The organism is Natrinema versiforme JCM 10478 (genome assembly GCF_000337195.1).
In the GTDB taxonomy this organism is placed as follows: Archaea; Halobacteriota; Halobacteria; order Halobacteriales; family Natrialbaceae; genus Natrinema; species Natrinema versiforme.
Window position 1 is genome coordinate 36,672 of sequence record NZ_AOID01000048.1, and the last position, 21,790, is coordinate 58,461.

19 protein-coding genes and 2 tRNA genes are annotated in these 21,790 nt (G+C 64.0%); 14 read left to right on the forward strand and 7 right to left on the reverse strand.

The genetic code is table 11. The features are described from left to right. Positions 1-306 precede the first annotated feature (306 nt). Positions 307-1,179, forward strand: a complete 873-nt coding sequence (locus C489_RS15525) for an ATP-grasp domain-containing protein (protein ID WP_006432272.1) — start codon at positions 307-309, stop codon at positions 1,177-1,179. Positions 1,180-1,208: 29 nt separating this feature from the next. On the opposite strand, the gene C489_RS15530 is transcribed toward C489_RS15525, so the two are convergent. Continuing rightward, a complete protein-coding gene (locus C489_RS15530) occupies positions 1,209-1,610 on the reverse strand; it encodes an Hsp20/alpha crystallin family protein (RefSeq protein ID WP_006432273.1) in 402 nt (133 codons plus the stop codon). Positions 1,611-1,811: 201 nt separating this feature from the next. Further along, positions 1,812-2,825, reverse strand: coding sequence for a type II glyceraldehyde-3-phosphate dehydrogenase (locus C489_RS15535; protein ID WP_006432274.1), 1,014 nt, complete (start codon positions 2,823-2,825; stop codon positions 1,812-1,814). A gap of 234 nt (positions 2,826-3,059) precedes the next feature. Here C489_RS15535 and C489_RS15540 point away from each other — a divergent pair, with 234 nt between their 5' ends. The 5 genes from C489_RS15540 to C489_RS15560 all read left to right on the forward strand — a co-directional run bounded on the left by C489_RS15540 (position 3,060) and on the right by C489_RS15560 (position 7,108). Next, positions 3,060-4,016 (forward strand): aminopeptidase, encoded by a 957-nt coding sequence (locus C489_RS15540; RefSeq protein WP_006432275.1) that lies wholly within the window; start codon positions 3,060-3,062, stop codon positions 4,014-4,016. A 146-nt stretch (positions 4,017-4,162) separates the two neighbouring features. Further along, positions 4,163-4,744, forward strand: coding sequence for an LURP-one-related/scramblase family protein (locus tag C489_RS15545; RefSeq protein ID WP_006432276.1), 582 nt, complete (start codon positions 4,163-4,165; stop codon positions 4,742-4,744). 126 nt (positions 4,745-4,870) lie between these two features. Beyond that, complete coding sequence (locus C489_RS15550) at positions 4,871-5,524, forward strand: HVO_0476 family zinc finger protein (protein ID WP_006432277.1); 654 nt, start codon at positions 4,871-4,873, stop codon at positions 5,522-5,524. Positions 5,525-5,605: 81 nt separating this feature from the next. Then, positions 5,606-6,250 (forward strand): protein-L-isoaspartate(D-aspartate) O-methyltransferase, encoded by a 645-nt coding sequence (locus C489_RS15555; RefSeq protein ID WP_006432278.1) that lies wholly within the window; start codon positions 5,606-5,608, stop codon positions 6,248-6,250. A gap of 87 nt (positions 6,251-6,337) precedes the next feature. Continuing rightward, on the forward strand, positions 6,338-7,108 hold the full coding sequence (locus C489_RS15560; protein ID WP_006432279.1) for a protein-L-isoaspartate O-methyltransferase family protein: 771 nt from the start codon (positions 6,338-6,340) through the stop codon (positions 7,106-7,108). Between the two features lie 441 nt (positions 7,109-7,549). Here the strand turns inward: C489_RS15560 and C489_RS15565 are convergent, their stop codons facing one another. The 4 genes from C489_RS15565 to C489_RS15580 all read right to left on the reverse strand — a co-directional run bounded on the left by C489_RS15565 (position 7,550) and on the right by C489_RS15580 (position 11,022). Further along, on the reverse strand, positions 7,550-9,703 hold the full coding sequence (locus C489_RS15565) for a bacterio-opsin activator domain-containing protein (RefSeq protein ID WP_006432280.1): 2,154 nt from the start codon (positions 9,701-9,703) through the stop codon (positions 7,550-7,552). A gap of 83 nt (positions 9,704-9,786) precedes the next feature. Further along, positions 9,787-10,236: a group I intron-associated PD-(D/E)XK endonuclease gene (locus C489_RS15570; RefSeq protein ID WP_006432281.1), complete on the reverse strand. Its 450-nt coding sequence runs from the start codon at positions 10,234-10,236 to the stop codon at positions 9,787-9,789. A 168-nt stretch (positions 10,237-10,404) separates the two neighbouring features. Further along, positions 10,405-10,477 (reverse strand) — tRNA-Asp (locus tag C489_RS15575). A 472-nt stretch (positions 10,478-10,949) separates the two neighbouring features. Next, positions 10,950-11,022 (reverse strand) — tRNA-Asp (locus tag C489_RS15580). Between the two features lie 329 nt (positions 11,023-11,351). Here C489_RS15580 and C489_RS15585 point away from each other — a divergent pair. From C489_RS15585 to C489_RS15620, 8 genes are all read left to right on the forward strand, one after another. Further along, positions 11,352-11,579, forward strand: a complete 228-nt coding sequence (locus tag C489_RS15585) for a DNA-directed RNA polymerase subunit H (RefSeq protein ID WP_006432282.1) — start codon at positions 11,352-11,354, stop codon at positions 11,577-11,579. Continuing rightward, complete coding sequence (locus C489_RS15590; protein WP_193364784.1) at positions 11,580-13,160, forward strand: DNA-directed RNA polymerase subunit B''; 1,581 nt, start codon at positions 11,580-11,582, stop codon at positions 13,158-13,160. Between the two features lie 3 nt (positions 13,161-13,163). Next, on the forward strand, positions 13,164-14,993 hold the full coding sequence (gene rpoB / locus C489_RS15595) for a DNA-directed RNA polymerase subunit B (protein WP_006432284.1): 1,830 nt from the start codon (positions 13,164-13,166) through the stop codon (positions 14,991-14,993). Positions 14,994-14,996: 3 nt separating this feature from the next. Continuing rightward, complete coding sequence (locus C489_RS15600) at positions 14,997-17,924, forward strand: DNA-directed RNA polymerase subunit A' (protein WP_006432285.1); 2,928 nt, start codon at positions 14,997-14,999, stop codon at positions 17,922-17,924. Next, positions 17,917-19,113, forward strand: a complete 1,197-nt coding sequence (gene rpoA2 / locus C489_RS15605) for a DNA-directed RNA polymerase subunit A'' (protein ID WP_006432286.1) — start codon at positions 17,917-17,919, stop codon at positions 19,111-19,113. Before C489_RS15600 ends, rpoA2 begins: the two co-directional genes overlap by 8 nt. Positions 19,114-19,116: 3 nt before the next feature. After that, entirely contained in the window at positions 19,117-19,542 is a 426-nt protein-coding gene (locus C489_RS15610; RefSeq protein WP_006432287.1) for a NusA-like transcription termination signal-binding factor, read from the forward strand. Positions 19,543-19,783: 241 nt separating this feature from the next. Further along, positions 19,784-20,212 (forward strand): 30S ribosomal protein S12, encoded by a 429-nt coding sequence (locus C489_RS15615; RefSeq protein ID WP_004267302.1) that lies wholly within the window; start codon positions 19,784-19,786, stop codon positions 20,210-20,212. Positions 20,213-20,214: 2 nt separating this feature from the next. Then, positions 20,215-20,823 carry a 30S ribosomal protein S7 gene (locus C489_RS15620; RefSeq protein ID WP_006432288.1) on the forward strand — a complete coding sequence of 203 codons (609 nt, stop codon included), beginning with the start codon at positions 20,215-20,217 and terminating at the stop codon, positions 20,821-20,823. Between the two features lie 82 nt (positions 20,824-20,905). Here the strand turns inward: C489_RS15620 and C489_RS15625 are convergent, their stop codons facing one another. Continuing rightward, complete coding sequence (locus C489_RS15625; protein WP_006432289.1) at positions 20,906-21,661, reverse strand: DUF5781 family protein; 756 nt, start codon at positions 21,659-21,661, stop codon at positions 20,906-20,908. Positions 21,662-21,790: the final 129 nt, after the last annotated feature.

Below are 21,790 nucleotides of genomic sequence, written 5' to 3' on the forward strand. Positions count from 1 at the left end.
TCTATCGCGGTCGCAAACCGCTGCGACCGCGATGTCCCTCGGTAAAATTTCGATCAAAAGCACTCCTCCCTCCGTTCACTCGCTTCTGAGCGGCGCGAAGCGCCGCTCGACCGCTCGCTCACATCAGTCGTCGGCCCGCTCGTTCGTGCCTTCGGCACTCACTCGCGGTCGGTTCGGTGAACCGCCTGCCCTCCCCCGAGTCGTGCGTCTCTCGCCGATGCTCGAGACGCACTCCCGGCCACAGCGTCTCGATTTCAAATTGCTGTCTCGAGCACCTTTTTGCTCGTCTCTCCCCGAGTACCGGGTATGATCGATCTCGCAGTCGCAAACGACGAGGAGACCTTCGAGCGGATGGGGGATCCGCTGGCCGAGCGGGGGATACAGGTTCATCATGTGCCCGTGCGCGAGCGTACGGTCGCGCTCGAGGAGCCGCCGTGGGAGCCCGACGAGTACCATGTTGGCTTCGTCTACCCCGGCCGGCTCATGGAGGGCGGGGTTGCCGACGCCTTGCTCGAGGTGCCATGGCTCAACGACCACGAGACGGTGCTGACTTCGCGGAACAAGGCCGAGGTGCTGGCGCGGCTCGGGCGGGCCGGTCTGCCGGTCCCGGAGTCGGTCTACGTCTCTAACGATGTCGGAGAAGACGAGTTGGCCGACGTCTTCGAGCGGTTCGAGCCGCCGGTCGTGGTCAAGCCCAACTCGACGACGCGGGGCGTCGGCGTCGCGAAGGCCCATGATTTGGACTCGTTTCTGGGCATCTGTGACTACCTCTCGCTGGTCCACGACTACCGGGCGACGGGCGACCAGTCGTTTCTCGTCCAGGAGTACCTCCCGAACGCGACCGACTATCGCGTGATGGTCCTCGAGGGGGAGTACGTCGGTGCGGTCGAGCGCCGGCTACCCGACGCGGCGGTCAGCGAGGGCCAGTGGAAGCACAACGTTCACCGCGGCGCGGAGGCGACCGGGGTCGACCTCCCCGAGGAGTGGCGCGAGCTCGCCGAATCGGTCGCACGCGAACTCGAGATTCCGTTCCTCGGCGTCGACTTACTCGAGACTGACGATCGATTGGTGGTCAACGAGACGAACGCGCGGCCGACGATCGACGAGGAGACGAAGTACGAACCGGACTTCTACGACCGACTGGCGGCCGCGATACGCACCGCTGCGGGGGAAACGTAGTCGGAAAACCGACGACCGCGACGGCCCGATTACTCGAGGCTGATGTCCGAGGACTGTTCGGCGCGATCGAAGACGACTTCGAGGACGCCGTTGTTGTAGGTCGCGGACGCGGTGTGTTCGTTGACGCGGGTCGGCAGGGAGACGCGCTCGTCGTACTGGCGGTGGTCGCTTTCGGCGGAGATCGTCAGCGTCTTGCCGTCGCACTCGAGTTCGATGTTGTCCTTCTCGACGCCGGGGAGGTCCGCGACCACGCGAACCTCGTCGTCGGTCTCGTGGATGTCGACGTGGGTGTCCATCCCGAAGCCGTTGTCGACGTTGTTCGAGGAGTCGAAATTGACGTTGCCGTCCGCGCCGTTCATCATCTCGTTCATCATTCGTTCGATTTCGCGGAACAGATCGTCGAAGGGTTCGTCGCGGTCGTCTCGGCGCATGGGGGTGTCTAGGATATGGCGTGGCAAAAACTTTCTGTCGCTGCTATACGATTCGAGAACCGCTGTCGCCGTCTGTGCTCCTCGAAACAGGCCCATTTGTCCGGCGCTCGGCTCGCGCGGCGCGAGAACGGAATCGAGAGATTTCACGAAAACGGAAGAAATCAACCGCACGAACCGAGACTGCAACGCTCGCGAGACCCTCTACAGCCCGATGCCGAGTGATTCGTTGGTCGTCTCGATGCTCTCCTCGGCGTCGGCGGTCCCGGTCACGGCGCGGATGGCGTCGACGTTTTCCGGCACCACGTCGCTCTCTTGGTGGATGCCCTGGAACAGGTAGAAGTCCCGTCCCTCGGTTGAGATGGACTCCTCCCAGATGCAGTTCTCCCAGATGTCGCCCCGCGGCCGACCCGCGTCGAGGGCGTACTCCTTCAGCGTCCCGCTGCCGTCGATGTCCATCCGTTCGGGGATCAGGAACAGCCGCGATTCGTCGGCGAACAGGTCGCGGACATCGGCGGCGTCGACTTCCTCCTCGAGGGTGACGTTGAGGCTGTGCATGTGCATCAGCGTCGCGGGTACCTTCATCCCGAGCGTGTCGATGTCCAGATCCGGGAAGATGGTCTCGACGTCGGGACCGTGGTGGGACGGGATGGTCACCGGGTTCGGCAGAATGTCGTTGATCGGCCCGCGGTCGGACTGGCCGGGGTCGCCGCCGCGCCGGACCAGCGTCGCGCGGACCTTCTCGACGCCGTATTCCTCGCGCAGCGGCGCGATGACTCGGGAGAGTCCGGTCGTGTTACAGGAGACGACGCGGACGTGATCTGCGTCGACGGCGTTCTCGAAGTTCGAGCGCGCGTTGAAGCTCACGTCGACGAGGTCGGCGTCCTCGCCGCCCTGATAGAGCGCCGGGGTGTCGTATTCCTCGTAGAGGTCCTTGTTCTTGGCTCCGATACCGGACGGCGTGGCGTCGACGACGACGTCGGCGTCGGCCACGAGGTCCTCGACCGGCCCCGCGATCTCGAGGCCGGCTTCGGCGAACAGTTCCTCGCGTTCCTCGACGGCCGCGTAGAGCGGGAATCCCTTGTCGACGGCCGTTTCGGCCTCGAAGTTCGGGCGCGTCTTCGCGACGCCCAGCACCTCCATGTCGGGCTGCTGTCGGACGGCGTCCGCGACGCGCTTGCCGATCGTGCCGTAGCCGTTGATGGCGACCTGTTGCATATACCCGGGAGTGACTCACCGAGCGGGATAATCGTTTCGAGGCCTCTCAGCCGATATTCACTCGAATCGAAGTTCTCACTCGGTCTCGAGGCCGATCTCGAGACGCAGTCACACGGGCCTCACGTCGGCGACTCGAGTTGCCGGCCCATCGGTATCGCTGCCGGAGAAACCCCAGCCCGCTCGCGATCGCGACCGAGGGCAAGACATATCGGCCCGCTCGCCGCACACGCACGTATGACAGCACTTCGAGCCGCGGCGGAGACGGCGGTCCGCCAGTGTCTGAACCTCGAGGCGGGGGAGTCGTGTGCGGTCGTGACCGACGACAAGCGCGAACCGATCGGGGAGGCGATCTACGACGTGGCGAGCGAGATCACCGATGACGCCGTGATCGTCCGCTATCCGCCGGGTGAGACCCACGGCAGCGAGCCGCCGGCACCCGTCGCGGCGGCGATGGCCGGTGCCGACGTGGTGCTCGCGCCGACGACCAAGAGCCTGAGTCACACCCGCGCCCGGACCGAGGCCAACGAGGCCGGGGCACGGGTCGCGACGCTGCCGGGGATCACCGAGGACGTCTTCACGACCGGACTGGCGGCGGATTACGAGTCGATCGCGGCCCACTGCGAGGCGGTCCGGGAACAGGTCGACGACGCCGACGAGATCCGCGTGACGACCGACGCCGGAACCGACATCACGTTCGGCGTCGCGGACCGCGAGTGGCTCTCCGATACCGGCATCGTCCACGACCCCAGCGAGATGTCGAACCTCCCCGCGGGGGAGGTCTTCATCAGCCCCGAGACCGCCGACGGCACCTTCGTCGTCGACGGGACGATGCGGCCCCACGGGTTGCTTGCGGACGGCCACCGGCTCACATTCGAGGTCGAAGATGGCCTCGTCACGCACATCTCGGACGACGAGATCCGCGAAACGATCGAGGGCGCAGCAGCAGATGTCGGCAACGCCGCGTACAACCTCGCGGAACTCGGTATCGGCACGAACGTCGCCGTCACCGAACTCGTCGGCTCGGTCCTGTTAGACGAAAAGGCGGGCGGGACCGTCCACATCGCGATCGGCGACAACGCGGGGATCGGCGGCGAGACGGAAGCGCCGATCCACCTCGACGGCATCCTCCGTGAGCCGACGGTCTTCGCCGACGGCGATCCGATCGAACTGCCGACGCCGGACGCCGACTGATCGAAACACGTTCTCTTCCCTTCTTCCTCCTTCTCCCGTGTTCTGCCAGTCTCGAGCCGGAAGTTCCCGTCCGCGCCCGAACAACACATCAGTATTCCTGTCTGAATCTGGTGGATTCAAGTATGGTTACTGTCTGAGTAAGAACGATGAGCGACACTCGAGCGTACGACATCGAGGGTATCGAACTCGCGGACGATCGCTACACGGTCGAACAGGGCTTTATTCGGAACAAGTACCGAGCGCTCGACACCGACGGCAACGTCGTGCTCCGGGGGAAACAGAAAATGTTGAAGATGAAAGAGGAGTTCCCCTTCGTCGACGCCGACGGCGACGAGGTGTTCACGGTCAAAGCCGGTGGCATCATCGATGTCGCGGGGAACTACGTCCTCACGGACGCCCGAACCGGCGAGGATCTGATCGTTCTGGACAACGACTACTCGCTGCTCCAGGACACGTGGAAGATCCGCGATGCGACCACCGAGGAGAAACTGGCCGAGATCAACTCCCGCGGCGCGATGGTGACGCTGGCCCGGAATATCGTTCCGTTCGGCGGCTGGATTCCCCACAAGTACGAAATCACCGACCAGACGGGCGATCACGTCGGCTCGATCGACGGCCAGGTCTCGCTGCGGGACCGCTACGAAATCGTCATCGACGACGCCAGCTCCGTTCCGAAAGAGCCGATCATCGCCGCGGCAATGGTCATCGACGCGATTCAGGGGAATTGAGCGCGTCTCACGCCCGATTCCGGATCGACCCCGATGCAGTCGGCCGGTTCGGTCCGCCAGCCGAGCATCGCGGGCGGCGACGACCGGTTCAATCGGCTTTTAGGTACGTAGCCGCTACGATGGGCCATGAGCGAAATCCCGGATCGGGTTCCGACGCCCTGTCCTTCGTGTTCGCCGGACCTCGAGACGGTCCACGAGGTACTCACGGAAGGCGGCGGTACCCTCACCGTTCGGTGCAGCGAGTGTAGCCACGTCCACAAAGTCCAGCCCGACCGCGAGAGCGAAGTCACCCTCGATGTCGTCGTCTCGCAGGGCGGCGAGTCCTTTACGGCGAACGTCACCACGCCCGAAGGCGAAATGATCGAAGTCGGTGACGAGTTCATCCTCGAGACAGAGGAGGTGCTCTCGACGGTTCGCGTGACCAGTGTCGAACTCGACGGGCAGAAGCGAGTCGAGGAGGCCCCCGCCGACGAGATCGAGACCGTCTGGACCCGCGAGGTCGACAACGTCGGTGTCAACGTCACCGTCCACCCCCAAGACGGCTCGAAAGACGACAGCCGGAGCATCACAGTCCACGTCCCCGGCGACTACGAGTTCGAGGTCGGCGCGGTCGAATCCTTCGGCGACGACGAGTTCGAGATCGACGCCTTCGTCGTCCGCGGCGACGCCGACGGCTACCGACGAGACCGCTTCGACGTGGAGGGCGATACCGCCTTCGCGAAGGACGTCAAGCGCGTCTACGCCTACGACGAGCAGAGCAGCGCCTGGTCGGCGTGGTAAGCGGTTCCGCCGGTTTCTGACCGCACCCGTATTTGCCACCCGATACCATACGGTTCTCGAGCGCGTACGCCATCTATCTCCATGTTCGACAGTTCCGACAGCGACGAGGCCCCGCGCCAACGGATGGTCGAAACCGTCGCGCCGCGCGTCGACGACGACCGCGTCCTCGCGGCGCTCGAGGCGGTCCCGCGCCACGAGTTCGTCCCGCCCGATCGCCGGGACAGGGCCTACGCCGACCGCCCGCTGCCGATCGGCGACGGCCAGACGATCAGCGCGCCGCACATGGTCGCGATCATGGCCGATCTGCTCGCGGTCGCCCCCGGCGATGACGTCCTCGAGATCGGGACCGGCTGCGGCTATCACGCCGCGGTCACGGCGGAACTGGTCGGCGATGAGGGAGTCTACACCGTCGAGTACAGCGAGGAACTGGCCGAGCGAGCCCGCGACCGGCTCGCGGACCTCGGCTACGACGGCGTCTCGGTCCGCGCCGGCGACGGCCGCGAGGGATGGCCCGACCACGCGCCCTACGACGCGGCGTACTTCACCTGCGCGGCGGCTTCCTTCCCCGACCCCGTCATCGAGCAGGTCAGAACCGGCGGCCAGTTGCTCGCGCCGATCGAGAGCGGGCTCGGCAGTCAACGACTCGTCAGCGCCACGAAGCGGCCGGACGGCTCCCTCGAGCGGACCGAACACGGCGGCGTTCGGTTCGTGGAGATGCGGGGATAGGTCGGCACTGCGACGCCGCCGACTCGAGCCCGTCGTGGGTGACCGCGCAAGCGCGCCATTCATAACAGCCGCCCGGATAGCTGGGGTATGGACCCCGCGGTACTGCGAGAGGATATGGTCGACGGCCTCGAGTCCCCGCCGAGGGACATCCTCGCGGACGAGGACCTCGCGGTCGCGATGCGCGACGTGCCCCGCCACGCGTTTCTCGACGACGAGCGGACGGCCTACGCGGACCGCGACCACGAGGCCCTCGGCACCCGCGTCCTCGCGCCGCGGACGGTGGCGCGACTGCTGCAGGCGCTTGCCCTCGAGGACGACCACTCGGTGCTGATCGTCGGCGTCGGCGTCGGCTACACCGCCGCCGTGGCCGCCGAACTCGTCGGCGAGACCAACGTCCACGCCGTCGACATCTCCCGGCCCCTCGTCGTCGAAGCGCGGGAGAACCTCGCCGAAGCGGACTACGACGGCGTCCTCGTCGACCGTCGGGACGGCGCGGACGGCCTGCCCGAATACGCGCCGTTCGACCGCATCCTCCTCGAGGCCGCTGCCGTCGATCCGCCCCGCGCACTGCTCGAGCAGTTGACCGACGGGGGACGACTGGTCTTTCCGCGCGGCACCCACCAACAGCGACTCGAGGCGGTTTCGGCCGACGGCGAGACCGACCACTTCGACGCCGTCTCGCTCGAGCCGCTGTTGATCGAGGGCGAACAGTCGGGTGCCGTCGAACGCAATCGGACGGCCCGGGAGGACCGCGAGCGGGCGCAACGACGCGCCGAGTCCCGCCGCGGCTGGGAACAGGACTGGATCGAGTGGGACGACGCGACCGACCGGCAGTCCCGGCGGAGCCGATCGCGGTAGCACGGCCGCGCTTCGACCACCGCAGCCCTCACTGACTGTCACTCGAGAGACGCGGGTCTCGTCGAACGGGTTTTCTCGAGAGCAGAGCAACCGGCCGATAGCACTCGCCGCGGAGCGATGTGACTCGACGATATCGGTGCGTCGGAAGTGGGGGGTGGGGGAAAGGGGGGTGGCGACAGTCTGTCTCAGATCGCCATTTACGGGTACACACCGATGGGGGTTAAACGTAATTTCTAATTCTTTAGTGCCGATCGCAAGCAGACACTAATTAATTAGAGCCATCCGATTCCGCTGCAACGGAACCGCGATCTGGTAGTTCTTCGGCTCCTGGTTGTGGGTGAGAGACATCGACGGGGTACTCGAGAAACACCGCTGCTACCCTAACCCTCGAGACGATGAAAGCGCCGCTGCTCAATTCGCCGGTACCTGTTCCCGGACTATTCAGTCGGACCGGCCGTCGAAGGCGACCGTCACAAGCTTCCGCTCGGCCGCCCGCAGGTGGTAGTGATACGTCGGCGGCGACACGCCGAGCGCCTCCGCGAGGTCCTCGCCGGTGCTCTCGCGGGGCCATTCGAAGAAGCCGCTGTAGTGGGCAGCCTGTAACGCCTCGAACTGTTTGTCAGTGAGTAGGTCCGCGAGATAGGTATCGAGCCGCCGTGCCGACCGCGTCTGCGTTGTCTCCCGTTTCGCCACGAGTTCCGTCTCGGGATACGCTTCCTCGATGGCCTCGACCAGCGATCGCGTCTCGACGCCCTGTGGCACCTCGAGGACGACCGTCGAGACGCCGTCTTCGGCCGTCGCCAGCCGTACCTGTACGTCGTAGGTCCGCAACACGTCGAGAAACGGCGTCGACGCGACCGTGAGTTCGTACAGCGTCTGTTCGTCACCCTCGGACACCACCGACAGCGTCTCGATCGACGCCCACGCCGACTCGAGGGCGGCGACCGACGCGGTCGCCGGCGCGCTGACGAACAGCACGATCCCGTCCTCGCCGCGGTCAATGACGCCCTCGAGTGCGATCGGGTCCGTCGTCTCGACGTGTGCCGACAGCCGGTTGAGCAGCAGCCGCGAGTCGCCGACGGCGAGTTCGAGTTCGAGTCGACTGTCGGTCACCATCGCCCGCGTCCGCTCGACCGACCGGATCGCGTGCCCGATCGTCTCCCCGAGTTCGGTAAGCACCGCTCGCTCGCTCTCGCCGACCGAGTCTGCCCCCGAGACGTGGACCACCAGCGCACCGTACCGGCGGTCGTTGGCGAGCAGCGGCACCGCGAGGACCGTCTGATAGCCGTAGGTCAGCGCCGCTTTGCGCCGGGACTGCCAGCGGTCGTCCTCGAGGACGTTGCGGACCAGCTGTCCTTGACCCGCCTCGAGGGTCTCGCGGGCCAGCGCGACCTCGGGTGCTCGATCGCCGTCGTCGCGGATCCGGTCGATGTAAGCCGCGTCGACGCCGGCCCAAGCAGTCGGTGCGGGCGGGTCGTCGTCGCTCGCGGCGATCCATGCGAAGCGATATCGGTCCGTCTTGGCGAGGCGATCGCATACCGTCTCCTCGATTTCCGCGCGCGTCGATGCCTGCGCGACCCCGTGGTTGATCTCCCGGACGATTTCGTTGGTGTGGTTGAGCCGCGTCAGCTCCTCGTTTTTCTGGGTAAGCGTGCGGTCGTGGTCCCGAAGCAATTGCTCGCGTTCGGCCCGATCCAGCGCGGCCTCGGTGTTGGCCGCCAGAATGTGCAACAGCTCGATCATCGTCTCGTCGAACCCGTCGACCTCCTCGCGACCTGCGACCAAGACGCCGTGGGTCCCGAGCGGAACGATCAGTTCGCTCCGGCTCGGCGTCTCGGCGGACTCGAGACCGTCCTCTCGAGGCACTGATGCCCCCTCGCTCTCCTCGCAGTGGACGTTCTCGTAGTAGGCGCTTTCGCCCTCTGAAAACGGCGCCCAGACCAGCCCCTCGCCCCGATCGAAGGTCTGCTTCGGATCTCCCCACTCGGGACATCGCGCCGTCGAAGCCGCGTGCTCCAGGCGGCCGGCCGTCGGCTCGAACGCGTAGGCCGCGGCGACCGCCACGTCGAGGAGTTCGGCGGCCGTCTCGACCGCCGATCGGTAGATCTCGTCTTTGGTCTCCGCCCGCATCAGGTCCCGCGTCGTCTCGTGTAACGCCGTCACCGTCTGCTCGTAGCGGCGCTCGCTCTCGCGGAGTTCCGTCTCGGTCCGATACTGCGCGACCGCGTTCGTGATCTGGTTCGCCAGCAACGCGTACTGCTTTTTGCCGGACTCTTTCTGCAGGTACTGGGTCACGCCCGCCGCGATCGCCTCGCTGGCGATTTCCTCCGATCCCCGCCCCGTAAACAGGATGAAGGGCAGATCGGGGTCGTCCTCGCGAACCCGCCCCAGCAACTCGAGGCCGGTCATCGCCGGCATCTCGTAATCGCTGACGATACAGTCGACATCGCGGCGTTCAATCGCGGCGAGCGCCGCCGCGCCGTCGGTCGCTGTCTCGGCGACGATCGACTCGCGCTCGCGCTCGAGCATCTCCCCGGCGAGGTCGGCGAAGCCGGGTTCGTTATCGACGACGAGTACGGTGATCCGTTCTGTCATTGTCTACATTCCCACGCTACTGTTTTCTGACGTACTGATGAGGAATGACTAAACAATTAGCATTTGACTGTCGCTCGTTCGAATTACCTAGTGGTCTTATTTGAACTCGATTCGGAAGAGCACGGAATGCAGCCGTTAAATTCGTACTCCGCCGCCCAGTTTATCGATGGATGGTCTATTTCGGACTCGAACCGAAGTTCCATCTTCTGTTCCGTTGCGTCGGCCGCACGGATCCAGTAAAACCGCTCGTTTTCGGGATAATAGACCAGAAACGCGTCGATCGATCCGTGATACGTCTCCTCGTGGTAGGTTCCGTCTTTCGTCGTCTGTGAGTGCGTGTTGAATCGGAGCGTTTCCGGCTTATTCGACCACCCTGTTTTGCACTGAATTCGGTAGAGTTCGGTTCCGTCGTCGACGATCAGGTCATATTTGTCGTTATCGCCGAACGGAATCGAGACGCTGTGACCAGCCGCGATGAGTTCGGAAATCGCTCTCGCTTCGGTTTCGTCGCCAACTGCTTTCGAATTTCGCATACCGTGAGACGCCGCGGGATCCGGTAAGAACAATCGGGTGACGAGACAGTCGTAGTGTTACTCCCTTGGACGTGGTTTTTGCTGAAAGCAACAGCCTGCTTCGCTTACGGCCCGTTCATGACCTCGTACCGACACACGAAGCACTCGTCGATTTGGTCCTCGAAAAAGCGCCCGAGGCGGGATTTGAACCCGCGTCACAACCGTGACAGGGTTGTATGATGGGCCACTACACCACCCGGGCTTGCAACTCTTGGTTGCCCGGTCACAGTATTAAGGGTTTTGTTCCGAGATTGTTCAGACAGCCAAGTGACAAACCGGCACATCGAGGCGAACTATTTGTCAGCAGTGACCACGGCTCTGCAATCTCGAGTCAATATATTCTCATCGACAAATAAGCATGATTGCGGCAAATATTCTCCTCGGTGAGAGTGCGAGTCGCGACGCTTTCATCGCTCTCTCCGATCGGTTTCATACTCGCCGCTCGCGGTTGCATGCGAGAGCATCTGCTTGAGGCGCTATGCGCCACGCGTTGCTCGTCGCGTTGATCTTCGAAAAGCGCCTGAGGCGGGATTTGAATCCGACAGAGACGTTCCGGGCTGCGGTCTCACTTCGTTCGACCGTTCCGGGCATGTGACTCTTTGTTTTCAAATCCCTTATTCCGTTTCTTGAGGAACAGCGACTCGCTCCGCTCGTCGATTTAGTCTTCGAAAAAGCGCCCGAGGCGGGATTTGAACCCGCGTCACAACCGTGACAGGGTTGTATGATGGGCCACTACACCACCCGGGCTCCATCACATCGTTACCCGCTGCTAGTATTAAGGCTTTTCAATTATTCGCCGTATGGTACGGGCAACCGCCACGTGATTACCCGCTCGAGCCGGCCACACACGACTGTCCCGTGACACCGTTGCACACGACCCACAAGGAATATAACTGAGAACCGGATACTCACGAGTGTGATCGACGGTTCCGGTCAGGTTCGCCCGGCCGGGTAGCCCTGCTTGTGCGTCGAGTTAGTAACCGTTAAATGCCTCCCGCCGCTATCTGCCTGTAGTATCTCGTGACAGCCGCTTCTCTCCCAATAGCCGACACGCACACCCACACTCACACCAATACATGGTAGACGTAAGCCAACACGAACTGGTTCCGGAGCACACCGTCCTCGAGGAGGAGGCCCTCGAGGAAGTGCTCGAGGAATACGATATCGACCGTACAGATTTACCGAAGATAAAGCGCACCGATGCCGCGCTGCCGGACGACGCAGAGCTCGGCGACGTAATCAAGATCGTTCGCGACTCGCGGACGACCGATCAGTCAGTCGTCTATCGATACGTGGTGGAATAAATGGCAATGGAACTCAACCGCGACAAACGACGAGAGATCTCGCGCGAATACTTCTCGAAGGAACGGATCGCCGAACATCACTACCGCTCGTTTAACGCCTTCCTCAACCGGGGGATGCAGGAGGTCGTCGACGAGAAGGAGACGATCGATACGGACATCGGCGACAAGGAAGGCGAGGAGCCGGTCCACGTCGAACTGGGCGATGTCCGCGTCGTCACGCCCCGCGTTCGGGAGGCCGACGGCTCCGAAGAACTGCTGTACCCACAGGAGGCCCGACTCCGAAACATCACCTACTCCGCGCCGGTGTTCATGGAAATGTCCATCGTCAAGGGCGAGGAGGGCGACGAGCGGGTCGTCGACTCGACCGAGACGAAGATCGGCCGGATGCCGATCATGGTCGGCTCCGACAAGTGTAACATCGCCGGCTTCTCCGACGAGGAACTGATCGAGATCGGCGAGGACCCCGCCGACCCCGGCGGCTACTTCATCGTCAACGGCTCCGAGCGGGTCCTGATGACCAGCGAGGACCTCGCACCCAACAAGATCCTCGCCGAGTACGACACCAAGTACGGCGACGAGATTCAGGTCGCAAAGACCTTCTCGCAGCGCCGTGGCTACCGCGCGCTGGTGCTGTGCGAACGGAACCGCGAAGGGCTACTCGAGGTCTCGTTCCCGTCGGTGTCGGGCTCGATCAACTTCGTCACACTCGTACGCGCACTCGGGCTCGAGAGCGACGAGGAGATCGTCCACAAGGTCTCGAACGACCCCGAGGTCGTCAAGTACATGCTCGAAAACCTCGAGGAAGCGGAGGTCCAGACCGAAGAGGGGGCCATCGAGGAACTCGGGAAACGCGTCGCCTCCGGCCAGGGGAAAAACTACCAGCTCAAGCGGGCCAACTACGTCATCGACCGCTATCTGCTGCCCCACCTCCACGAGGACGGCGTCGAAGAGGAAGACGTCCGGATCAACAAGGCCCACTACCTCTGTCGGATGGCCGAGGCCTGTTTCGAACTCGCGCTCGGTCGGCGCGAGTCCGATGACAAGGACCACTACGCGAACAAGCGCCTGAAGGTCAGCGGCGACCTGATGAAGGACCTGTTCCGGACCGCGCTGAACAAGCTGGCCCGGGACGTGAAGTACCAACTCGAGCGCGCCAACATGCGCAACCGGCAGCTCTCGGTGAACACGGTCGTCCGCTCGGACGTCCTGACCGAGCGCCTCGAGCACCCGATCGCGACGGGTAATTGGGTCGGCGGCCGCTCGGGCGTGAGCCAGCTGGTCGACCGAACGGACTTCATGGGCGTGCTGTCGCACCTGCGCCGGCTTCGCAGCCCGCTGTCGCGCTCGCAGCCACACTTCGAAGCGCGGGACCTGCACGCGACCCAGTGGGGTCGCATCGGGCCCTCCGAGACGCCGGAGGGGCCGAACTGTGGGCTGGTGAAGAACTTCGCGCAGTCGATGGAGCTCTCCCAGAACGTCGAGGACGAACAGGAACTCAAACGCGAACTGGCATCCATGGGGGTCGAGGGCATTCCCGGCCTCGAGGGAATCGAACGAACGGCGGCCTCAGGGGACGACTAAATCATGAGCAGCCAACAACGAGAGGCGAAAGTCTACGTCAACGGATCGCTGGTGGGGACCCATCCCGATCCGCACGAACTGGCAGAACAGATCCGGGAAGCACGACGCATCGGCGACGTCAGCGAGATGGTCAACGTCTCGGTGAAAGATCGCACCCGCGAAGTGATCGTCAACGCGGACGCAGGACGGGCCCGCCGACCGCTGCTTGTCGTCGAGGACGGCGAGCCGCGCATCTCCGACCAGGAGATGGAGGCGCTCAACGAGGGCGACCTCGAGTTCGAGGATCTGGTCGATCACGGCTACATCGAGTTCATCGACGCCGAGGAGGAAGAGGACATTCTCGTCGGCGTCGACGAGGACGATCTGACCGAGAAACACACCCACCTCGAGATCGACCCCTCGCTGATCTTCTCGATCGGTGCGGGGATGATTCCGTATCCCGAGCACAACGCCTCGCCCCGCATTACGATGGGGGCAGGGATGATCAAGCAGTCGCTGGGGCTGCCGAGCGCGAACTACCGCATTCGACCGGACACGCGCCAGCACCTGCTGCACTACCCGCAGCTCTCGATGGTCAAGACCCAGACCACCGAACAGATCGGCTACGACGAGCGGCCGGCGGCACAGAACTTCGTCGTCGCCGTCATGAGTTATGAAGGGTTCAACATCGAGGACGCGCTGGTCATGAACAAGGCCAGCGTCGAACGCGCGCTCGCCCGCTCCCATTTCTTCCGGACCTACGAGGGCGAGGAACGCCGGTACCCCGGCGGTCAGGAGGATCGCTTCGAGATTCCCTCCCAGGACGTCCGCGGTGCCCGCGGCGAGGAAGCGTACAACCACCTCGACGAGGACGGCCTCGTCAACCCCGAGACGACGGTCGACGAGAACTCCGTCCTGCTCGGGAAGACCTCCCCACCGCGGTTCCTCGAGGAGCCCGACGACATGGGCGGTCTCTCGCCACAGAAACGACGCGAGACCTCCGTCACCATGCGATCCGGCGAGTCCGGGATCGTCGACACCGTCACGCTCATGGAGGGCGAGGACGGCTCAAAGCTCTCGAAGGTCTCGGTGCGCGACGAGCGGATCCCCGAACTCGGGGACAAGTTCGCGTCGCGACACGGCCAGAAGGGTGTCATCGGCCACCTCGCACCCCAGGAAGACATGCCCTTCACCGAGGGGGGCGTCGTTCCGGACCTCGTGTTGAACCCCCACGCGCTGCCGTCACGGATGACCGTCGGCCACATCCTCGAGATGATCGGCGGCAAGCTCGGCGCGATGGAGGGTCGCCGCGTCGACGGGACGCCGTTCCTCGGCGAGGACGAGGACGAACTTCGGAGCGGACTCGAGGACTCCGGCTTCGATTCGGCCGGTAAGGAGACCATGTATTCCGGCGTCACCGGCGAGAAGATCGAGGCCGAGATCTTCGTCGGCGTCATTTTCTACCAGAAGCTCTACCACATGGTCTCGAACAAGCTGCACGCCCGCTCGCGCGGACCGGTGCAGGTGCTGACCCGGCAGCCGACGGAGGGGCGCGCCCGCGAGGGCGGACTCCGTATCGGGGAGATGGAACGCGACGTGTTCATCGGCCACGGGGCCGCGATGACGCTGAAAGAACGACTCCTCGACGAGTCCGACCGCGAGTTCATCCACATCTGTGCGAACTGTGGGATGAGCGCGGTCGAAAACGTCGAACAACGGCGTGTCTACTGTCCGAACTGCGACGAGGAAACCGATATCCACGAGATCGAGATGAGTTACGCCTTCAAGCTCCTCTTAGACGAGATGAAGGCGCTGGGTATCGCACCGCGACTCGAACTGGAGGACGCCGTCTAACCCATGCAAGACACGACACCCAAAGACATCGGTTCGCTCTCCTTCGGGCTCATGGAGCCCGAGGAGTACCGGGAGATGAGCGCGACGAAGATCATCACCGCTGACACCTACGACGACGACGGGTTCCCCATCGACATGGGGCTGATGGACCCGCGTTTGGGCGTGATCGACCCCGGCCTCGAGTGTAAGACCTGCGGGAAGCATTCGGGTTCCTGTAACGGTCACTTCGGCCACATCGAACTGGCCGCACCCGTCATCCACGTCGGCTTTACGAAGCTCATCCGGCGGCTCCTGCGAGGGACCTGTCGGGAGTGTTCGAAGCTCCTCCTCACCGAGGACGAACGCGACGAGTTCCGCGACCAGCTCACGGAATCCCGGAAGCTGAGCCGCGATCTCAACGACGTGACGAAAGCGGCGATCCGGCAGGCTCGCAAAAAGGACCGGTGTCCGTTCTGTGGCGAAATCCAGTACGACATCGACCACGAGAAGCCGACCACCTACTACGAGGTCCAGCAGGTCCTCACGAGCGAGTACTCCCAGCGCATCGCCGGTGCGATGCAAGGCGACGAGGAAGAAGGCGTCGAGCGAACGACGCCGGACGAACTCGCCGAGCAGACGGAGATCGAACTCACTCGAGTCAACGAGATCCTCTCGGGCTCGTTCCGTCCGCGGGAGAGCCAGCGCAAGGCCATCGAGAAGGCCTTAGATATCGATCTGACCGAAGAGGACACGAACAAGCTGATGCCCAGCGACATCCGGGACTGGTTCGAGAACATCCCGGACGAGGACATCGAGGTACTGGGGATCAACCCCGAGCGATCCCGTCCAGAGTGGATGATCCTCACTGTCCTTCCGGTTCCGCCGGTCACCGCGCGACCGTCGATCACGCTGGATAACGGCCAGCGCTCCGAGGACGACCTCACCCACAAGCTGGTCGACATCATCCGCATCAACCAGCGGTTCATGGAGAACCGCGAGGCGGGTGCGCCCCAGCTGATCATCGAGGACCTCTGGGAACTGCTCCAGTACCACGTCACCACCTTCATGGACAACGAGATCTCGGGGACGCCGCCGGCGCGACACCGCTCCGGTCGGCCCCTGAAGACCCTCTCCCAGCGGCTCAAGGGCAAGGAGGGTCGCTTCCGGGGCTCGCTGTCGGGGAAGCGCGTGAACTTCTCCGCTCGAACCGTCATCTCGCCGGACCCGACGCTCTCGATGAACGAGGTCGGCGTTCCCGACCGGGTCGCAAAGGAGATGACCCAGACGATGAACGTCACCGAACGCAACGTCGCGGACGCCCGACGGTTCGTCTCGAACGGCCCCGAGGGCCACCCCGGCGCGAACTACGTCCGACGGCCGGACGGTCGTCGGCTGAAGGTGACCGAGAAGAACTGCGAACAGCTCGCCGAAAAGATCGAGGCCGGCTGGGAGGTCAACCGCCACCTCATCGACGGCGACATCGTCATCTTCAACCGGCAGCCATCGCTCCACCGGATGTCGATCATGGCCCACGAGGTCGTGGTCATGCCGTACAAGACGTTCCGGCTGAACACCGTCGTCTGTCCGCCGTACAACGCCGACTTCGACGGCGACGAGATGAACATGCACGCGCTCCAAAACGAGGAGGCCCGCGCCGAAGCGCGCGTCCTCATGCGCGTCCAAGAGCAGATGCTCTCGCCGCGGTTCGGCGAGAACATCATCGGGGCCATTCAGGACCACATCTCCGGGATGTATCTCCTGACTCACGACAACCCCCGATTCAACGAGACGCAGGCGCTGGATCTGCTCCGTGCGACCCGGATCGACGAGCTTCCGGACCCCAGCGGCGTCGACGACGAGGGCGAGCCGTTCTGGACCGGCTACGACGTCTTCTCCGAACTGCTGCCCGACGATCTGAACCTCGAGTTCACCGGCACCGTCGGCGACGAGGTCGTCGTCGAGGACGGCCAGTTGCTCAAAGGCACCATCGCCGAGGACGAGGTCGGCGAGTTCGGCGGCGAGATCGTCGACACGATCACGAAGGTCTACGGCAACACGCGCGCTCGGATCTTCGTCAACGAGGTCTCGACGCTGGCGATGCGTGCTATCATGCACTTCGGGTTCTCGATCGGGATCGACGACGAGACCATCCCCGGCGAAGCACAGGCCCGCATCGACGAGACCATCGCGGACGCAAACGACCGCGTCGAAGAGCTGATCGAGGCCTACGAGAACAACGAACTCGAGAGTCTCCCCGGCCGAACGATCGACGAGACCCTCGAGATGAAGATCATGCAGTCGCTCTCGCGTGCGCGTGACAACGCGGGTAACATCGCTGACGAGCACTTCCAAGACGACAACCCCGCCGTCGTCATGGCCAACTCCGGTGCGCGTGGGTCGATGCTCAACCTGACCCAGATGGCCGGTGCGGTCGGCCAGCAGGCGGTTCGGGGCGAGCGAATCAACCGCGGCTACGAGGACCGAACCCTCTCTCACTACGAGCCCAACGACCTTTCGGCCGAGGCACACGGATTCGTCGAGAACTCCTATACGAGCGGGCTCACACCTCGAGAATTCTTCTTCCACGCGATGGGTGGCCGCGAGGGCCTGGTCGACACGGCAGTCCGGACCTCGAAGTCCGGCTACCTGCAGCGGCGGCTGATCAACGCACTCCACGAACTCGAGACTCAGTACGACGGAACGGTTCGCGATTCCAGCGACACCATCATCCAGTTCGAGTTCGGCGAGGACGGCACCAGTCCTGTGAAGGTCTCCTCGGACGACGACAACGACATCGACGTCGACCAGATTGCGAGTCGCGTACTCGACTCCGAGTTCGACTCCGAGACGGAACGAGACGAGTTCCTCGGCACCCGACCCGAGCCGACGAACCTCTCGGAACACGCCGACGATCGACTGACCGACGGTACGGAGGTGAGCTCCGATGACTAACGTCGACTACGCCGTCGACGACGACACGATCGCGGTCGTCGAGGACACCGACCTGCCCCGCCGACTCAAAGACGAGGTCTACGAGACCCTCGAGGCCCGTGAGGGCGCGACGGTCGAGGAGGCCAACGAACTCGCGGCGGCCGTCGAAACCCGCTATCTCAACACGCGGGTCGACCCGCTCGACCCCGTCGGGACGGTTTCGGCCCAATCGATCGGCGAACCCGGAACGCAGCTGACGATGAACACGTTCCACTACGCCGGCGTCGCAGAGATCGACGTGACTCAGGGGCTGCCCCGACTGATCGAGCTCGTCGACGCCCGAAAGACCCCGGACACGCCGATGATGACTGTCTACCTCGAGGGCGAGTACGCGACCGAACGCGAGAAGGCCCACGAGGTCGTCTGGAACATCGAGGCGACCCAGATCCTCGCGCTGGGTGACGTGTCGACGAACGTCGCCGACATGCGCGTCCAGATCGCGCTCAACGAGGACACCCTCGAAGAGCGGATGATTTCGGCCGAGGAAGTCGCCGAGATCATCGAGGATTCCCTCGGCGTGAAGACGATCCAGCAGGGATCCCAGATCGAATTCGGTCCCGAGGAGCCGTCCTACCGCGATCTCCTCCAACTGGTCGAGGAACTGCGTGACATCACGTTCAAGGGGATCGAAGAGGTCTCGCGGGTCGTTATCCGCCGCGAGGAACTCGACAACGGCAACGAGGAGTTCGTCCTCTACACCGAGGGATCGGCCTTCGGTGACGTCCTCGATATCGAGGGCGTTGACGCCTCGCGGACGACATGTAACAACATCCACGAGATCCACCGCAATCTCGGCATCGAGGCCGCCCGCGAAGCCATCATCGAGGAGACGAACAACACGCTCGCCGAGCAGGGACTCGACGACGTCAACGTCCGGCACCTGATGCTGGTCGCGGACATGATGAGCAACCGCGGCGAGATCGAGTCGATCGGTCGCCACGGCATCTCGGGCTCGAAGGAGTCCGTCCTCGCCCGCGCGGCGTTCGAGGTGACGGTCAACCACCTGCTCAACGCCGCGATCCACGGCGAGGTCGACGACTTAGACGGCGTCACGGAGAACGTCATCGTCGGCAAACCGATCAAGCTCGGGACCGGCGACGTCGATCTCCGCATGGGATCGACCTCCTCCGGGAGCAGTCAGGCCGACTGATCGATGGGCGTTACCCTCGATGACGACGCCCGCCAATACCTCGCCGCGTTCGAGGATGTAACGGGTGTCGACGGCCGGGACTGCCTCGTCACCGAGGGCGGTGACAGGCTCCTGATCGTCGTCGAACGCGGCGGCATGGGCGAGGCGATCGGCCCCGGCGGCCGCACGGTCGAACGCCTCGAGGACCGGGTCAACGCACAGGTCCGCCTCGTCGAAGGGGCGGAGACGGCCGAGGCGTTCGTCGCGAACCTCCTCGCGCCCGCGGCGGTGTACAACGTCACGATCAGCGAGAACAACGACACCGTCGCCTACGTCGAGGTCGCGGAAGATGACCACGGCGTCGCGATCGGCACGAACGGGCGGACGATCGACGCCGCCCGAACGCTCGCGGCGCGGCATTTCGGGATCGACGACGTACAGCTGATCTGAGGTCGTCGATCGCGGTGATTTTCCCGTTTCGAGATCGGTCGCTTCGACAGCGACTGCTCGTCGCAGCCGGCCGCCGTTCGGACACCTCTCGCCTGCCGAGGGTCGCTAACCCGCGCTCGTTCGGTAACTCGAGTCAACGAAACGCCCACAGATTCGGCGAGCACTGTTCCTAAAGCGATCTGGAGCCGTAACGCCGGATCGAAACAGGTCGCTTAAGTGCCTTCGACGGATAGCGGCCCCTATGGCAAACGGCAAATACGCCGCGCGCAAGCTCAAGAAGGACCGCCAGAATCAGCGGTGGTCCGACTCGGACTACGCGCGCCGCGCCCGTGGACTTCGCGAGAAGTCCGACCCGCTCGAGGGCGCACCTCAGGCTCGCGGTATCGTACTCGAAAAGGTCGGCATCGAAGCCAAACAGCCCAACTCGGCGATCCGAAAGTGCGTCCGAGTCCAGCTGATCAAAAACGGGAAACAGGTCACCGCGTTCTGTCCCGGTGACGGTGCGATCTCGTTCATCGACGAACACGACGAAGTCACCATCGCCGGGATCGGTGGGGCGAAGGGTCGTGCGATGGGTGACCTCTCCGGTGTCAACTACAAGGTCGACAAGGTCAACGGCGTCGCGCTGAAGGAACTCGTTCGCGGGAACGCGGAGAAACCGGTGCGATAATCATGGCTGCAGAAGATCAACCAGATCCGGACGCGCCGGCCGGTGGTGCAGACGTTTCGGCAAAGCTCTTCGGCACGTGGGACCTCGTCGAGATCGAGTACGCAGACCCCTCGACCGAGCGCTACATCACGGTGTCGCCCGTCGCTCACACCGCGGGTCGTCACGCCAGCAAGCAGTTCAAGAAGTCCGAGATCTCGATCGTCGAGCGCTTCATCAACCGCTTGATGCAGACCGAGGAGAACACGGGCAAGAAACAGCAGTCACTCAACTACGTCCGTGATGCCTTCGACATCATCAACGAGCGCACCGAGGACAACCCCATTCAGGTGCTCGTCACGGCAGTCGAGAACGCGGCCCCGCGGGAGGAGACCGTCCGCCTGAAATACGGTGGCATCTCGGTCCCGAAGGCCGTCGACGTCGCTCCCCAGCGCCGCGTCGATCAGGCGCTGAAGTTCCTCGCGGAGGGCGTCTACAACGACTCGTTCAAGACGACGACTGACGTCGAAGAGGCCATCGCCCGCCAGCTCATCGGCGCGGCCAACTACGACGTCCAGACCTACGCGGTCAGTCAGAAAGAGGAGAAAGAACGCGTCGCGGCTGCCGCCCGCTAAGCGGCCCGTCTTTCGGCTGTTTTCTCTCGAGGCTGCAGGTCGCTATCGACAGTTCTAACCATCAGGTCGATCCACGGCTGACTCAGTCCGCGGCGTGACTTTCACTGCCGACGTAGGACCGCGTCGCGTCGACGAGCACCTGTCGGTACGCGCTCGTGTCCGGTTCCCGCGCGAGTTCCCGAAAGCGGCGTTTGAACCCGTCGAAGTCGATCTCTGGGGCGTCCATCGCGGCCGCGTGCGCGAGGTCGTACAGCCGGTGGTCCTCGTCGACCAGATCGTGTCGCTCCGCGAGCGCGAGCGCGAAGGCCGCGTTCACCGCCGTGATCTCGGGATCTGCGCTCGCGGAGAGTCGTTCGAAGCCGGGTCTGGACGGCGTTTCGGGCCGGTCGGCGACGGCCGCCGCGAGACTCGACTCGAGGAAGGAGAGCAGTTTCTCGCCGGGACCGACCGAGAGCGTGATGTCGTCGGCGTAGATGTCTTTCATGTGGTTTGCGATCTGGTAGCAGTGTGAAAGCTTGCGCCGTTCGACGCTCTTGCCGGCCAGTGCGAGGTAGAGCACCTCCTCTGTGGACTGGGTGTGGGAGGGGTGTTGCTGTTCGTGGCGGGCCATGTGAGCGAACTCGTGGAGGGCGAGTTCGGGAGCCATCGCCGAGGAGGCGGCCTGCCTCGAGATGTTCAGCACGTGGCGGTCGTCGTAGTGGGCGGCCCACGTCCGCTCGTCGGGGTCGTCCCGCAGGCGGATGTGGACCGGCAGCGAGAGGTCCTGTTCGGTTTCGAAGCGGTCGCGGGCGCTGAGGAATGGAGAAGTCGGTCCCGGGCCCTGTACTCGAATATTCATGTGTGACTGTACCAAGAGTCCGACGGGATTTGACTCTTTTGTGCGGTTGCACGGAACCGAACCGCCCTCTGCCCGCCGACGGATCGTCCCCGGTCGTCAGCGCGGACCGGTTCCCAGCCGGGTGACGGC